Here is a 13628-nt window from a genome sequence, read left to right on the forward strand (position 1 = left end):
ATCATCCTTTGACGGCCATGGGCAGGCCGGCGACGATAAAACGCACTTGCGGGGCCAGCGCGGCCACGCGTTGGTTCAGACGTCCGAGTTCGTCGACGTAGCGCCGCGTGAGCGATCCCATCGGGATCACGCCGAGTCCGATTTCGTTGCTGACGACGACGATCTTGCCGGGCAGGGACGCGAGCGTGCGCGCGAGCGAGTCGAGCGTCTCGCGCCATTGCGCGTCGCTGGCCGGACCGTCGGGATGATCGTCGGGCGGGCAGAGCCAGCCGGCAAGCCACAATGGCAGGCAATCGACGAGTACGCATTGTCCGTCGCAGGCCACGTCGCGCAGGGCGCCCGCCAGATCGCGGCCGACTTCGCGTGTGCGCCAGTGCGAGGGACGGCTGGCGCGGTGATGGGCGATACGCGCGCGCATCTCGGGCTCGTCGCTGGCGGCGGCGGTCGCGAGATAGGTGACCGGCAGGCCGCTTTGTCCGGCCAGGCGCTCGGCATACGCGCTCTTGCCGGAGCGCGCACCGCCCAGCACGAAAGTCAGGTCGAGGGCACTCATGGGCGATATTGTACGAGCGCCCGATGCGATAATTCGCGCCATGAGTGAAATCCCTGTCAATTTCCGCGCGCCTGCCGGCGGGCGCCGGGGCACCCTGATGATTCAGGGCACGTCGTCGGACGCGGGCAAGAGCACCCTGGTGGCCGGGCTGTGCCGCCTGCTGCATCGCGAGGGCGTGCGCGTCGCGCCGTTCAAGCCGCAGAACATGGCGCTCAACAGCGCGGTGACGGCCGACGGCGGCGAGATCGGACGCGCCCAGGCGCTTCAGGCGCAGGCTGCCGGCGTGGCGCCGCACACCGACTTCAATCCCGTGCTGCTCAAGCCGAGCAGCGATCGCGGCGCGCAGGTGATCATCGGCGGCAAGGTCGTGGCCGATCTCGATGCCCGCGCCTATCAGGCGTACAAGCCACGCGCCATGGCGGCCGTGCTCGCCGCCTACGAGCGCCTGCGGCACGGCTACGACGCCGTGCTCGTCGAAGGCGCGGGAAGCCCGGCCGAAGTGAACCTGCGCGCCCGCGACATCGCCAACATGGGTTTCGCCGAAGCCGTCGACGCGCCCGTGCTGCTCGTGGCCGACATCGACCGCGGCGGCGTGTTCGCCCAACTGGTCGGCACGCTGGCCTGTCTTTCGGACAGCGAGCGCGCACGTATCCGAGGGTTCGTCATCAATCGGTTTCGCGGCGATCCGTCGCTGCTCGCGAGCGGTCTGGAATGGGTGGAAGCCCGCACGGGCATTCCGGTACTCGGCGTGCTGCCCTATCTTCACGGGCTGCATCTGGACGGGGAGGACATGCTGCCGGGCGAGCGTCACGCGGCCCCGAGCGGCGAGACGCGTCTTCGCGTGGCGGTGCCGGCCTTGCCCCGAATCAGCAATCACACCGATTTCGACGCCTTGCGGGCGCACCCGCAGGTCGACTTTCGCTACGTCGGCGCCGGCGAGCCCTGGCCGGCGAGCGATCTCGTGATCCTGCCGGGTAGCAAGCACGTGCGTGCGGATCTCGCGTGGTTGCGCGCCCAGGGCTGGGCGCCGGCGATCGCGCGTCATCTGCGCTACGGCGGCAAGGTGCTCGGCATTTGCGGCGGATTGCAAATGCTGGGCGCGTGGATTCACGATCCGCTCGGTCTCGAGGGCGAGGCAGGCTCGACGGCGGGGCTTGGCTGGCTCGAGATCGAGACGACGATGGCGGCGACCAAGCAACTGCGCGTCGTGAACGGGCGGCTGAGCGAAGGAAATGCGCCGGTCAGCGGTTACGAGATCCACATGGGCGTCACCCATGGGGCGGCGCTCGAGCGGCCCGCCCTCTGGCTCACGAGGGAAGGGGGCGACGGCACCGACGCCACGGTGGTTGCCGACGGGGCGCGCTCGGCGGACGATCAGGTCATGGGTACGTACGTGCATGGCTTGTTCGATACACCGCAGGCGCTCGCGGCGATGCTCGCGTGGGCGGGCGCGAGCGACGCGGCGACGCTGGATTACAACGCGTTGCGAGAGGCGTCCCTGGAGCGGCTGGCCGATTCGCTGGCGACGCATCTGGACCTGACGCGCGTGTGGGGCTGCCTGCGCTGAGCGCCCCGCCGGACGTCGGAGCGATCCGAGCCGAGGCGGCTGACGGGCCGCCACCGAGCCGCCATCGAACGGCCCTGGAGCCGTTGTAAGATGTGCGGAAAATCGACCTCGGGGAGCGTGTGATGCCGGTGATCGTGGTGGCGAATCCAAAGGGGGGCGTGGGCAAGAGCACGCTCGCAACGAATCTGGCCGGGTATCTGGCGGCGCAGGGCCATGCCGTGATGCTCGGCGACACCGACCGGCAGCAATCCTCCCGGGCCTGGCTGGGGTTGCGTCCGAGCGTGGTGCGTCCGATCGCCGCGTGGGAGGTCGATCACAACGACGTCGCCCGTCCGCCCAAGGGCACGACCCATGCCGTGCTCGATACGCCGGCCGGTCTGCACGGCAAGCGCCTCGACGCGATCCTCAAGCTGGCCGATCACGTGCTGGTGCCGTTGCAGCCGTCGATCTTCGACATTCTGGCCACGCGTGACTTTCTGCAGAAGCTCGCGCAAGAAAAGCGCGTGCGCGAGGGGGGCGTACGCATCGGCGTGGTGGGCATGCGCGTCGATGCGCGCACGCGCGCGGCCGATGAACTGGCGCGCTATTGCGACGAGGCCGGGCTGCCGGTGCTCGGCATGTTGCGCAACACCCAGAACTACGTGCAGCTTGCCGCACACGGGCTCACGCTGTGGGACGTGGCGCCGGGGCGCGTGGAGCGCGATCTGCCGCAGTGGGACGGCATCACGGCGTTCGTCGACCGATAACCTCGCGCGCTGGCACCAACGAAAAAGGGGCCCGAGGGCCCCTTTGGCATTGGCGCGCGTCGCCAGCCTTACTTGGCGGCGGTCTGCGCGGCGGCCTCGAATGCGCGGGTGTCTTCCCAGGCTTGCAGCGGCACGTGATCGCGCTCGCCCTTCTGCACGTTCTTCTCGTCGACGAACACCAGTTTCGGCTTGAAGCCGGCCAGCACTTCCTTCTCTTCGACCTGTGCGTACGACACGATGATCACGATGTCGCCTAGCTGCGCGCGACGCGCGGCTGCGCCGTTCAGCGAGATCATGCCGCTCCCGCGCTCGCCGCGAATGGCGTAGGTGGTGAAACGCTCGCCGTTATTGACGTTGAAGATGTCGATCTGCTCATTTTCGACGAGGCCCGAGGCTTCGAGCAGGTTTTCGTCGATCGCGCACGAGCCCTCGTAATGCAATTCGCAATGCGTCACGGTGGCGCGGTGGATCTTCGACTTGAGCATGGTGCGGTACATGGCTTGCCTCTTGTGTTGCGGTGTCGCGCACCTGGCGCGACGAATGTGATGCGCACGCGACCGCCTCCGGCGTCACGCGCGCGACTTGCGCCGGGGCGCGCAACACCGGCCGCAAGGCCATGTGCCGCGCGCTCCGGCGCTCAGATCTCGAGATTGTCGATCAGGCGCGTCGAGCCGAGCTTGGCGGCCGCGAGCACGACCAGGCTTTCGGCCGGTGCCGCGCCCGGGGCCGGCACACGCAGATTCGCGCGCTGACGGATCGACACGTAGTCCGGCTTCCAGCCGCGTGCGACGAGCGTTTGCATGGCGGCGGCCTCAAGGGCCGCGTAGTCCGTGTTGCCGCCGTTCACGTCGTCGCGAATCTGGTTGAGCAGTCGGTAGAGCTCCGGAGCTTCGGCGCGCTCGGTGTCGGAGAGATAACGGTTGCGCGAGGACAGCGCCAGGCCGTCGTCGGCGCGCACGGTCTCGGCGGCGATGATCTCGATGGGCAGCGCGAACTGACGGCACATGCTGCGCACGATCATCAGTTGCTGGTAATCCTTCTTGCCGAACACGGCCACGCGCGGCTGTACGCAGGAAAAGAGCTTGGTCACGACCGTGCATACGCCCTTGAAGAAGCCGGGGCGGAATTCGCCTTCGAGAATGTCGCCCAGATCGTGCGGCGGCTCGACCCGGTATTCCTGTGGCTCCGGGTACATCTCCTTCTCGTCCGGCGCGAACAGCACGTAGACGTTCTCGCGCGTGAGCTTCTCGACATCGTCGGCCATCGTGCGCGGATACTTGTCGAAATCCTCGTTCGGCCCGAACTGCAGGCGGTTCACGAAAATGCTGGCCACGACCGGATCGCCGTGCTGGCGCGCGAGGCGCATCAGCGACAGGTGCCCTTCATGCAGATTGCCCATGGTGGGCACGAAGGCGACGCGATTCTGCCCGCGCATCTGGTCGCGCAGTTCCTGAATCGAGGGGATGACTTTCATTGGGGTTCCGTGCGTGGCGCAAGCGAACTTACGCGTTGGGAGAATAGGTCAGGCGCACATAGATCGGCGCGAACGGCTCGGCCTGCGTGATCTCGAGCAGCGATTCGCGCGAGAGTTCGAGCATGGCGATGAAGTTGACCACGACGACGGGCACGCCGCGCGTGACGTCGAAGAGTTCGGTGAACTCCATGAAGCGCGCTCCCTGCAATCGCCGCAGAATCTGGCTCATGTGCTCGCGCACCGAGAGCTCCTCGCGCGAGATCTTGTGATGCTGCACCAGCTTGGCCCGGCGCAGCACCTCGGCCCAGGCCGCGCGCAAATCCTCGGCATCGACGTCGGGGAAGCGCGGCTGGAGGCTTTGTTCGATGTAGACCTGCGAGCGCAGAAAATCGCGTCCGAGCACCGGCAGCGTGTCGAGTTTTTGCGCGGCAAGCTTCATCTGTTCGTATTCGAGCAGGCGGCGTACCAGTTCCGCGCGCGGGTCCTCGGCTTCCTCGCCCGTGTCGGCCTTCTTGACCGGCAGTAGCATGCGCGACTTGATCTCGATGAGCATCGCCGCCATGAGCAGGTACTCCGACGCAAGCTCGAGATTGGTCCGACGAATCTGATCGACGTAGAGCAGATACTGCTTGGTGACCTGCGCCATCGGAATGTCGAGCACGTTGAAGTTCTGCTTGCGGATCAGATACAGCAACAGGTCGAGCGGACCTTCGAAGGCTTCGAGAAAGACCTCGAGGGCATCCGGCGGAATGTAGAGGTCGTTCGGCAGCGCGAAGAGCGGCTCGCCGTAAAGGCGCGCCCGAGCGACACCGTCGACGGTATCGGGTGTGGAATCGTGCCCTTCCTGAGGCGCGGGCAGCTCGGTGGCTGCCTGGCCGGGCGGGCGCAGCCGGGCGGGCGCGGCCCCGGGCGCCACGCCGACGACGCCCTCGGTGTCGCCCTCGGCGCTGCCTTCAACCACTTGCCGCGCCGACGCATCCGCCGTCGCATCTCCGGGCGCGGCGTCGGCGTGCTCCCGCACCGGCACGATCTCGGGGATCGGCTCGGCAGGATGCGACGGATCGTCGGGCGTGCTCGGATTCAATGCGGGACTCGGCCGGAATGGACAGGAAGGCGGGGCAGGGCGATTTACTCGCTCTGGTAGACGTACGGCTGCTGGGCCACGCGCGACTGCTGGGCGCGGCTACGCTCGTCCAGATCGATCGGTTGCTTGTCCCACAGCAGGGCGCGGCCCTGGCGCTGCTCCGCTTCCAGCGTCGGCTTCTCAGCCTTCAATTGCTTGATGAATTGGGTGATGTCGGACTCGTACATGGTCGAATTGCTTAAAAAATAGGCAAAAACGACGCCGTCGCAACGGCGCCAATCGACGCAGATTCTACCGCAAACGCACGGCGATTCACCGTTTAGGCTGTTTTGGGACACAAGGTGAACCGGCGCTGGGGATATGTTCAAATACGACTCACATACGCGTTGCCCGACGCGATGTCATGCCATACGGGTGCGGCATCATGGCGCAGGGCATCGGGCCATCAGGCCATCGACTGGCATTATCGACCGCACGCCGGACCACCGGTGGCGGTATTTCAGACTCCAAGGAAGGTTTTGACCGTCTCGCAGATCAAACCCGGTTACGGCGCTCGTCGTCGCTTCGGTGTGCGTCTTTTGCGCACCCGCCCCGCCACCTGGATGGCGATGGCCGCACTCGCATGCGGCCTGGCCGTGTCGGGCGCCGCACAGGCCGACTATCGCGTGCGCATCGATGCGCCCAATGGCCTGGCCAAGCTCCTCAAGGAAAACCTCGACCTGGTGCGTTTCGCCTCGCGCGACGACATCGGCGACGCCCAGTTCGAACACCTCGTGGCGACCGTGGGCGCGCAGGTGCAGGAACTGACCTCGACCGAGGGCTATTTCTCTCCGGTCACGCATGTCGACGTCACAACCGTCAACGGCAAGCGCGATGTCCACGTCACGGTAGCGTCGGGGCCGCGCACGCACATCAAGAATCTTGATGTGGAATTCACGGGGCCGATCCTGGAGCAGGCGCCGCAACGCGTCAGGCAGTTGCGCAATGCGTGGGCGTTGCCCGTGGACGCACCGTTTCGTCAGTCGGACTGGGACCAGGCCAAGAACGACACGCTGTTCCAGTTGGGGCAGAAGCGCTACCACGCGGCGAAGATGAGCTTCTCGCGCGCGGTGATCGACGCCGACAGCGACACGGCGTCGCTGGCCGCAACGTTCGACAGCGGGCCGGCGTTCACGCTGGGGCCGCTCGTCATCAGCGGTACGCGGCGCTATCCCGAGCAGATCATTCGCAACGTCAATCCGCTCGAGGAGGGCGAGCCGTTCGATGCCGATCGTCTTCAGGAGCTGCAACGCCAGATCCAGGCCACACCATATTTCTCCAACGTCATCATCGAGGTGACGGAAGACCCGTCGAAGGCTGAACGGGCGCCGGTCGAGGTCAAGGTGCGCGAGTTCCCCACGCAGCGTGTGCAAAGCGGGGTGGGTTACACGACCGACACCGGCGCGAGCGTGAACGGGCGGTATTCCTACTACAACCTCTTCGGTCGGGCGTGGACTTTCGACACCCAGGCCCGCCTCGAGCAGTATCGACAGGGCGGCTACGCCGAGATCGCGATGCCGCCGGACAGCACGGCATATACCAACAGCACCCGCGCGTCGTACGAGCGCACATACCTGAACGGTCTCGATCAGCGCTCGGCACAGATCGGCATCAAGCGCTCGCGCTCGCGCGACCGCTACGACTGGGCCTACACGCTCGACTGGTACCACACCGACGAGCGTCCCGACGGCGGCACGCGTTTCGTGAACAAGGCACTGGTACCCGCGTTCGCGTGGAACCGCCGCGACGTGGACGACCTGATCTTCCCGCGCAAGGGCAACATCATCAACACGCAGATCGGTTTTGCCGCCAAGCCGGTGCTCACCGACCAGAGCTTCGCGCGACTGTATGGCCGTATCCGCCAGTACTTCCCGGTAGGACAGCGCGACCTCGTGCTCGCGCGCCTGGAACTGGGGGCCGTGATCACGAACGGCAACAGCGATCGCATTCCGACGTCGCTGCTGTTCTTCGCGGGCGGCACCTCGTCGATCCGGGGCTATAACTTCCAGAGCATCGGTCGCCAGCAGAACGGCACGACGTTCCCGACCAAATACCTCGGCACGGCCAGCCTCGAATACCAACGCTGGGTCACGCGCGACTGGGGCGGCGCGGTCTTCTGGGACGTCGGCACGGCCACCGACGACTACCGCCATCCCACGCCGCTCTACCACGGCGTGGGTCTCGGCGTGCGCTGGCGCAGTCCGGTGGGCCCGGTCAACGTCGACCTCGGTTACGGCGTGCGCGACCGGCGCTTGCGCCCGTCGATCTCGCTGGGGGTGGCGTTCTGATGACGACGATGCCCCTGAACCCGCGGACGCCCGCCGCCATGGCGAGCGAGATTCGCGACATCGGACACGAACCCACGCTCACGCGACCCGGTGCGCAAGGGCTGCCGGGCGGCGACCCATCGACGCCACCGCCGCCCGCACCGCCGCCGGGTGACACACCGCCGCCGGCGCGCCGGCGACGCTGGGGCCGCGCGCTTCTGGCGACCCTGCTTGCCGTGCTGCTCATCGTGGTGCTTGCCATCGGCGCCCTGCTGTGGGCGATGTCGAGCGAGCGCGGCAGTCGCTGGTTATGGCAGGCGGCCGTGTCGACGCTCGGCGGCAAGCTCTCGGGCGAGTGGCGCGGCGGCAGCTTCGCGAACGGCTTCACCGTGAACGACGTGCGCTATCTCGATGGCGCGACGCGCATCACCGTCAGCCGTCTGGACAGCCGCTGGGCACTGCGCGTGCGACCGCTGCATTTCACCGTCGACAAACTGCACGTGGGCGATGTCGACCTGGCATTCGCGCCGTCGCCACCCTCGACCACTCCGGCGACCTTGCCGCAAAGCCTGCGTCTGCCACTGGGGCTGACGTTGAACGATGTGCGCGTGGCGAAGCTTACGTTGCATGCGCCGGAGCTCGTGCTGGAAGACATTCGCGTGGCGGCGCGCAGCGACGGCACGCAGCACACGATCCAGATCGAGCACCTGGGCACGCCCTATGGCGAAGCACAGGCCAGCCTGCAACTCAACGGGCGGCGTCCGTTCGCGCTTGGCGGCAACGTGGGGCTGCAGGCGAAGGCGGGCGACATTCCCGTCGCGTTGCAGGCGAACCTGACGGGATCGCTCGACGCGCTTGTCGTCGACCTGAGCGCGAGCGGCGAGAAGCTCAATGGCACGGCGCACATCGCGGCGTCGCCCTTCGGCGCCGTGCCGCTGTCGCGTGCGCAGATCGCACTCGATCACCTCAATCCGCACGATTTCGCGCCGGGGGCACCGCAGGCGGACCTCGCGGTGCGCGCCGATCTGCGACCCGAACCTGGCGCGAAGGTCTTCCGCGTGCTCGGACCGGTGTCGGTGATCAATGCGAAGCCGGGCGCCATCGACGCCGGCGCATTGCCGGTCGAAAGCCTGCGCACGCAGGTGCTGCTCGATGCTACGCGTCAGGCGCTCACCGGCATCGAACTGAAGCTTGCAGGGCGTGCCGTGCTGACAGGTAGCGGCGAACTGCGCCGCGAGAAGGTGGCCGCCGTCGTCTCGGATAGCGCCGCGACGCCGGCACCGCCGCAGGCAGCGAGCGCGTCGGGTGCATCGGGTGCATCGGGTGCATCGGCTACATCGGCTACATCGGCTACATCGGCTACATCGGGTACATCGGGTACCGGTGCGACAGCGGGAGCGGCGACCGAAGCCATGGTCGGCGGCTTCGCCTTCACCCTGCGCGATCTCGACCTGCGCGCCTTGTACGGCAAGTTGCCTGCGACGAAGCTCGGCGGCCCGCTCGATGTCAAACTCGATGCCACGGGCCAACGCATCGTGCTCGACTGGCGCGACGCCGCGCGCCGGGTGCTGGCCGATGTCGGCCTCGATGCGAAGGGCACCACGATCCACGCGCTGTCGCTGGACGCAGGCGCTGGCAAGGTCACCGCGACCGGTGTGCTCGAGAACGGAGACACCGGTGCCTATCGCGCACAGATCAAGCTCTCCCGTTTCGATCCGGCGGCCTGGTACGACCTTTACGGCCCGCCCAGGCGCGGGCAGAAAACGCCGACGGCCAGCGTCACCGGCCAGCTCGATGCGCAGGGCGCGATGCGCCCGGCGTTCGGTCTGGCGCTGAAGTTCGCGTTGCAAGACAGCGTGTACGCCGATTTGCCGATGAGCGGCGCCGGCACGGTGCGAATCGAGGGCACGCGGCTCATGCCCAGCGATGCCAACCTGCTCGTGGCCGGCAACAAGGTGGCGTTGCGCGGCAGTTTCGGCGCGGCTGGCGACCGGATGTCGGTCAACGTCGACGCCCCGTCGCTCGACAAGCTCGGTTTCGGCCTCGCGGGGCGTCTGCAACTCGACGGGCAGGTCTCGGGCACGATCGAGCGTCCGGCGGTGGTGGCGACGTTGTCGGCTGACAAGCTGGTTTTCGGCGCGCAAAAGCTCGAGCATCTGTCGGGCAAGGTGGATGTGAGCGGTGGCTTGCCCGGTGCCGCGAGCGATCGGCTCAACGTCACGCTCGACGGACGCGGATTCTCGAGCGACATCGCGCGACTGGACCGCCTGTCGCTCGCGCTGGCCGGCACGCGGGGAGCACACACGCTGCATCTCAAGGCGGCGGGCAAGCTGCGTCAGGCGCCGCTCGACATGAATGTCGACGCGGCGGGCGCCGTGACGAACACGCGCGGCAAGCCGGGGTGGCGCGGCACCATTCAGACTCTGGAGAATGCCGGCGTGCCGAAGCTCAGGCTCTCGGCACCATGGCAGGTCGAGGCGAGCGCCGATCGCGTGCGTCTGGGCGCGGCCCGCCTGGTGACCGGAGCGGGCACGCTGGCGCTCACTCACCTCGACTATGGCGACGGTCAACTGAAGACCGCGGGCGCGCTCGATACGCTCGATGTCGCACAGGTGCTGAACGTGGTGCAGTCCTTTACCGGGGAGCCGATGCCGGTGGAGAGCAATCTCGTGCTCGATGGCAAGTGGGATGTGCGAGCCGGTCAGCGCGCCGACGGTTTCGTCGAGATCGTGCGCCGCAGCGGCGACGTGACCCTGCGCCGGGGCGGCATCAACGAGCATGTCAACGTGACGGTTACCGGCATCCCCGGCCTGACGGCGGAGAAGGGCGGTGTCGGCGCTCGCGTGCCGCTCGGTATTTCCGAACTGCGCACGCGCATCGACCTGTCCGGGCAAACGGCCAACGCCAGGGTCAGGGCAGTGTCCTCGCTGGTGGGCACGCTCGACGCCGACGTGAAGTCCGGCCTGCATGTGCAGAACGGTATTCCCGCGCTTCCGGACGACGCTCCGCTGTCCGGCCGTATCGCACTCGCCATTCCCGATCTGTCCCGATTCGAAGATTTGGCAGGGGCGCAGTTCGCGTTCAAGGGGCGGGCCAACCTGCAGGTCGCGCTGGCGGGCACGGTGGCCAAGCCGCGTCCGACCGGCGAGCTGACGGCCGACGACCTGGCGGTGCAGATGTTCGACACGGGGGTGAGCGTGAAGGACGGGCGGCTGCGCGTCTCGCTCACACCGAACGAGATCGTCCTGCGCGACGTGGTGGTCACCGGCGGTGGCGGCGGTACGGCGCGGGCGAGCGGCAACATTCGGCTCGACACGCCCGAGCCGACGCTCGGCATCGCGCTCGTGGCCGACAAGCTGCAACTGTTCGCCGCGCCCGACCGACAACTGTCGCTGAGCGGAGAGGCCCGGGCGGCCGGCAGTGGCGATGCGGCGTCCGTGACCGGGAGTTTCACCGTCGATCGCGCGCGCTTTGCATTGCCACCGACGAGTGCGCCGAAACTGGGCGACGACGTCATTGTCGTGCGCGGCGGCGCGCAGGCTCGCACCAGGCCGCTCGATGCCCGCGACGAGGCCGCTCGCATCGGCGACAAGCCGGCGAGCCGCTTCTCGCCGCACGTCGATCTGGCGCTGAACCTGGGCCGGGATTTCCGCTTTGTCGGCGCTGGCGCCGACCTGTTGCTGCGCGGCAGCGTACGCCTGCAAAGCGACCCGCTCACGCCGATGCGCGCGACCGGCACGATCACCGTGGCGGAGGGGACTTACGAGGCGTTCGACCGAAAGCTCGCGATCGAGCGCGGCCAGATCAACTTCGTCGGCCCGCTCGACAATCCCAACGTCTACATTCAGGCGATGCGCCGCAATCAGGAAGTTGCGGCGGGTGTGCTGGTGACGGGCACGGTGCGGCAACTTCGCGTGTCACTGGTCTCGGAGCCGAACGTGTCCGACGAAGAAAAGCTGTCGTGGCTGATGTTCGGCCACGGCCCTGACGGTGCGGGACTCGGCCAGCGGCAGGCGATGGCGGGCGCCGCTTCGGCGCTGCTCGGCACGACCGGCGGCAAGCGCATCATCAAGGATCTCGGGATCGACGAGTTCAGCATCGGCACCAGCGATTCGGGGCTGCCCGACGACCAGCAGGTCGTGAAGGTCGGCAAGGCAATCTCCGACAGCTTCGCGCTGGGCTATGAGCAAAGCCTGACGAGCGCCGCGAGTATCGTGAAGATCACGTGGCAGCTTTCGCGCCGCTGGCAACTGGTGCTGCGCACCGGCTCGCTGTCGGGTTTCGATGTGTTGTTCAACCGTCGTTTCGACTGACGGATGTGGGAAGGAGGAATACCGATGACAACGTCGCGTAGTTTTAACCACCCGGCGCAAGGTGAGCGCCGCGGCCTTCGTTGGGGAGTCGCCATGGGATTGTTTGCCAGTCTGCTGGGGCTGTTCGGGTGCGATCAGCAGCAGATCGACAAGGTGCGCGAAAAGGCGCGCGATACGTTCAATGCCGTCAAGCCCGACGACATGCTGCTGCGCAATCTCACGCCCGGGGTAACGACCGAGGCGCAGGTGCGCGAGCAGATGGGCAAGCCCGAAATCGTTTGGGAGAACGACGATGGCTCGCGTCGGCTGGAATACCCGCGCTCGCCGGGCGGGTTGCGAACCTACATGGTGGACATCGCGCCCGACGGCAAGCTGCGCGACGTGATCCAGGCACTGACCGCGGAGAACATCCAGCAGGTGCAGCCCGGCATGACGCAGGACGACGTGCGGCGGCTGCTCGGCAAGCCGACCAGCGTGGCGCAATACCCGCTCAAAAAGGAAACGGTCTGGAGCTGGCGCTGGCTGGAGGACGGGGTGAACACGCCGGGCATGTTCAACGCCCACTTTGGTCCCGACGGCCGGGTGACCGTCACGTCGCGTTCACCCGATCCGGGCTCGGAGCGTCCGTGACCGGACGCCATCGCGCTCACCTGCGTTACGGCGTGGGATGCGTGGTCCGGTCGCGCGGTGCGGGCTGCGCGCCGCATTGCGATGCCGACTGCGACGCGGAATGCGGCCCCTGCCGATGACGATGCGTCACCATGCGCTCGTGCAGCCGCACGATTAACCGGCTGCCCGTCTTCTCGAACAGGAAGGGCAGCAGCGCGTGCACGAGACAGGCCAGGAAGGCGCCGAGCAGCGGGAGCGCGAACGACAGCGCGGAACCCATGTGCTGGAAGTAGTTTTCGCCGACAGAGGCCGGGTGCTGAGTGAAGATTTTCATGTTGCCCCCTGATTTCGGAATGTTTACGAAGTCTACGTGCCATCGAGGGGTAAAGGCTTTCAAATTTCTCTCGTATTCGGGTAGGATTTGGAAAAGTTTTCCTGTCAAAGGGGCATCGTGGACAAAACCGATCTCGCAATCCTCGAAAATCTGCAAGCCGATGCCTCGCGCTCGCTGGGCGAACTGGCCGAAGCCGTGCATCTGTCGCCCACCCCGTGCTGGCGCCGTGTGCAGCGTTTGCGTGAGAGCGGGGTGATCACCGGGCAGGTCACGCTGTGCGATCCGCAGCAACTGGATCTGCGCGTCACGGCGTTCGTGTTCATCAAGGCCGCCACGCACAGCGAGGACTGGATGGTGCGCTTCGTCTCCGGCGCGCGCGAGTTACCGGAAATCGTGGAGATCCACCGCATGGCCGGCGACATCGACTATCTGCTCAAGGTCTATTTGCCGGATATCGCAGCCTACGACCGGTTCTACAAAAAGCTCATCCGAGTCGCCGATCTGCAGGACATCAGCGCGAGCTTTTCGATGGAGACCGTGAAATTCACGACGGCATTGCCGGTGGAGCACCTGCGATAGACACACGCGCACGGATGACTTCAATGTCCGCATGCGCCGGGCGTGAAACGAAACACCCCGAGG

The 13628-nt window shown here is 66.8% G+C and carries 12 protein-coding genes; 6 read left to right on the top strand and 6 right to left on the bottom strand.

Features of this window, described 5'->3' with window-relative positions; genetic code table 11:
• Position 1 precedes the first annotated feature (1 nt).
• Positions 2-553, bottom strand: coding sequence for a bifunctional adenosylcobinamide kinase/adenosylcobinamide-phosphate guanylyltransferase (gene cobU, locus PMO31116_RS20895; RefSeq protein WP_150568379.1), 552 nt, complete (start codon positions 551-553; stop codon positions 2-4).
• A 40-nt stretch (positions 554-593) separates the two neighbouring features.
• Between cobU and PMO31116_RS20900 the strand changes: the two genes are divergently transcribed.
• Both PMO31116_RS20900 and PMO31116_RS20905 read left to right on the top strand, forming a co-directional pair.
• A complete protein-coding gene (locus PMO31116_RS20900; protein ID WP_246185411.1) occupies positions 594-2120 on the top strand; it encodes a cobyric acid synthase in 1527 nt (508 codons plus the stop codon).
• 122 nt (positions 2121-2242) lie between these two features.
• Positions 2243-2866: a ParA family protein gene (locus PMO31116_RS20905; protein WP_150568412.1), complete on the top strand. Its 624-nt coding sequence runs from the start codon at positions 2243-2245 to the stop codon at positions 2864-2866.
• A 68-nt stretch (positions 2867-2934) separates the two neighbouring features.
• Here PMO31116_RS20905 and panD read toward each other — a convergent pair whose 3' ends face one another.
• From panD to PMO31116_RS20925, 4 genes are all read right to left on the bottom strand, one after another.
• Positions 2935-3363, bottom strand: a complete 429-nt coding sequence (panD, locus tag PMO31116_RS20910) for an aspartate 1-decarboxylase (RefSeq protein WP_023597118.1) — start codon at positions 3361-3363, stop codon at positions 2935-2937.
• Between the two features lie 140 nt (positions 3364-3503).
• Entirely contained in the window at positions 3504-4340 is an 837-nt protein-coding gene (gene panC, locus PMO31116_RS20915) for a pantoate--beta-alanine ligase (RefSeq protein ID WP_150568381.1), read from the bottom strand.
• Positions 4341-4368: 28 nt separating this feature from the next.
• Positions 4369-5229, bottom strand: coding sequence for a segregation and condensation protein A (locus PMO31116_RS20920; RefSeq protein ID WP_150568413.1), 861 nt, complete (start codon positions 5227-5229; stop codon positions 4369-4371).
• Between the two features lie 239 nt (positions 5230-5468).
• On the bottom strand, positions 5469-5651 hold the full coding sequence (locus PMO31116_RS20925) for a DUF3460 family protein (RefSeq protein ID WP_023597115.1): 183 nt from the start codon (positions 5649-5651) through the stop codon (positions 5469-5471).
• 375 nt (positions 5652-6026) lie between these two features.
• Between PMO31116_RS20925 and PMO31116_RS20930 the strand changes: the two genes are divergently transcribed.
• The 3 genes from PMO31116_RS20930 to bamE all read left to right on the top strand — a co-directional run bounded on the left by PMO31116_RS20930 (position 6027) and on the right by bamE (position 12673).
• Complete coding sequence (locus PMO31116_RS20930) at positions 6027-7751, top strand: autotransporter assembly complex protein TamA (RefSeq protein WP_150568414.1); 1725 nt, start codon at positions 6027-6029, stop codon at positions 7749-7751.
• Positions 7751-12043 (top strand): translocation/assembly module TamB domain-containing protein, encoded by a 4293-nt coding sequence (locus tag PMO31116_RS20935; RefSeq protein WP_150568382.1) that lies wholly within the window; start codon positions 7751-7753, stop codon positions 12041-12043. Before PMO31116_RS20930 ends, PMO31116_RS20935 begins: the two co-directional genes overlap by 1 nt.
• 93 nt (positions 12044-12136) lie before the next feature.
• The gene (gene bamE / locus PMO31116_RS20940) at positions 12137-12673 is read left to right on the top strand and encodes an outer membrane protein assembly factor BamE domain-containing protein (RefSeq protein WP_150568383.1); all 537 of its coding nucleotides are present in this window, start codon (positions 12137-12139) and stop codon (positions 12671-12673) included.
• A gap of 25 nt (positions 12674-12698) precedes the next feature.
• Here the strand turns inward: bamE and PMO31116_RS20945 are convergent, their stop codons facing one another.
• Complete coding sequence (locus PMO31116_RS20945) at positions 12699-12986, bottom strand: DUF6356 family protein (RefSeq protein WP_246185413.1); 288 nt, start codon at positions 12984-12986, stop codon at positions 12699-12701.
• Between the two features lie 117 nt (positions 12987-13103).
• Here PMO31116_RS20945 and PMO31116_RS20950 point away from each other — a divergent pair, with 117 nt between their 5' ends.
• On the top strand, positions 13104-13565 hold the full coding sequence (locus PMO31116_RS20950; protein ID WP_174971608.1) for an Lrp/AsnC family transcriptional regulator: 462 nt from the start codon (positions 13104-13106) through the stop codon (positions 13563-13565).
• Positions 13566-13628: the final 63 nt, after the last annotated feature.

Origin of the sequence: Pandoraea morbifera, assembly GCF_902459575.1 — a bacterium.
In the GTDB taxonomy this organism is placed as follows: Bacteria; Pseudomonadota; Gammaproteobacteria; order Burkholderiales; family Burkholderiaceae; genus Pandoraea; species Pandoraea morbifera.

Excerpts from the sequence above, each read along its gene's own strand:
- cobU (WP_150568379.1), bottom strand. The coding sequence starts at position 553 with ATGAGTGCCCTCGACCTGACTTTCGTGCTGGGCGGTGCGCGCTCCGGC.
- PMO31116_RS20900 (WP_246185411.1), top strand. The coding sequence starts at position 594 with ATGAGTGAAATCCCTGTCAATTTCCGCGCGCCTGCCGGCGGGCGCCGG.
- PMO31116_RS20905 (WP_150568412.1), top strand. The coding sequence starts at position 2,243 with ATGCCGGTGATCGTGGTGGCGAATCCAAAGGGGGGCGTGGGCAAGAGC.
- panD (WP_023597118.1), bottom strand. The coding sequence starts at position 3,363 with ATGTACCGCACCATGCTCAAGTCGAAGATCCACCGCGCCACCGTGACG.
- panC (WP_150568381.1), bottom strand. The coding sequence starts at position 4,340 with ATGAAAGTCATCCCCTCGATTCAGGAACTGCGCGACCAGATGCGCGGG.
- PMO31116_RS20925 (WP_023597115.1), bottom strand. The coding sequence starts at position 5,651 with ATGTACGAGTCCGACATCACCCAATTCATCAAGCAATTGAAGGCTGAG.
- PMO31116_RS20930 (WP_150568414.1), top strand. The coding sequence starts at position 6,027 with ATGGCGATGGCCGCACTCGCATGCGGCCTGGCCGTGTCGGGCGCCGCA.
- PMO31116_RS20935 (WP_150568382.1), top strand. The coding sequence starts at position 7,751 with ATGACGACGATGCCCCTGAACCCGCGGACGCCCGCCGCCATGGCGAGC.
- bamE (WP_150568383.1), top strand. The coding sequence starts at position 12,137 with ATGGGATTGTTTGCCAGTCTGCTGGGGCTGTTCGGGTGCGATCAGCAG.
- PMO31116_RS20945 (WP_246185413.1), bottom strand. The coding sequence starts at position 12,986 with ATGAAAATCTTCACTCAGCACCCGGCCTCTGTCGGCGAAAACTACTTC.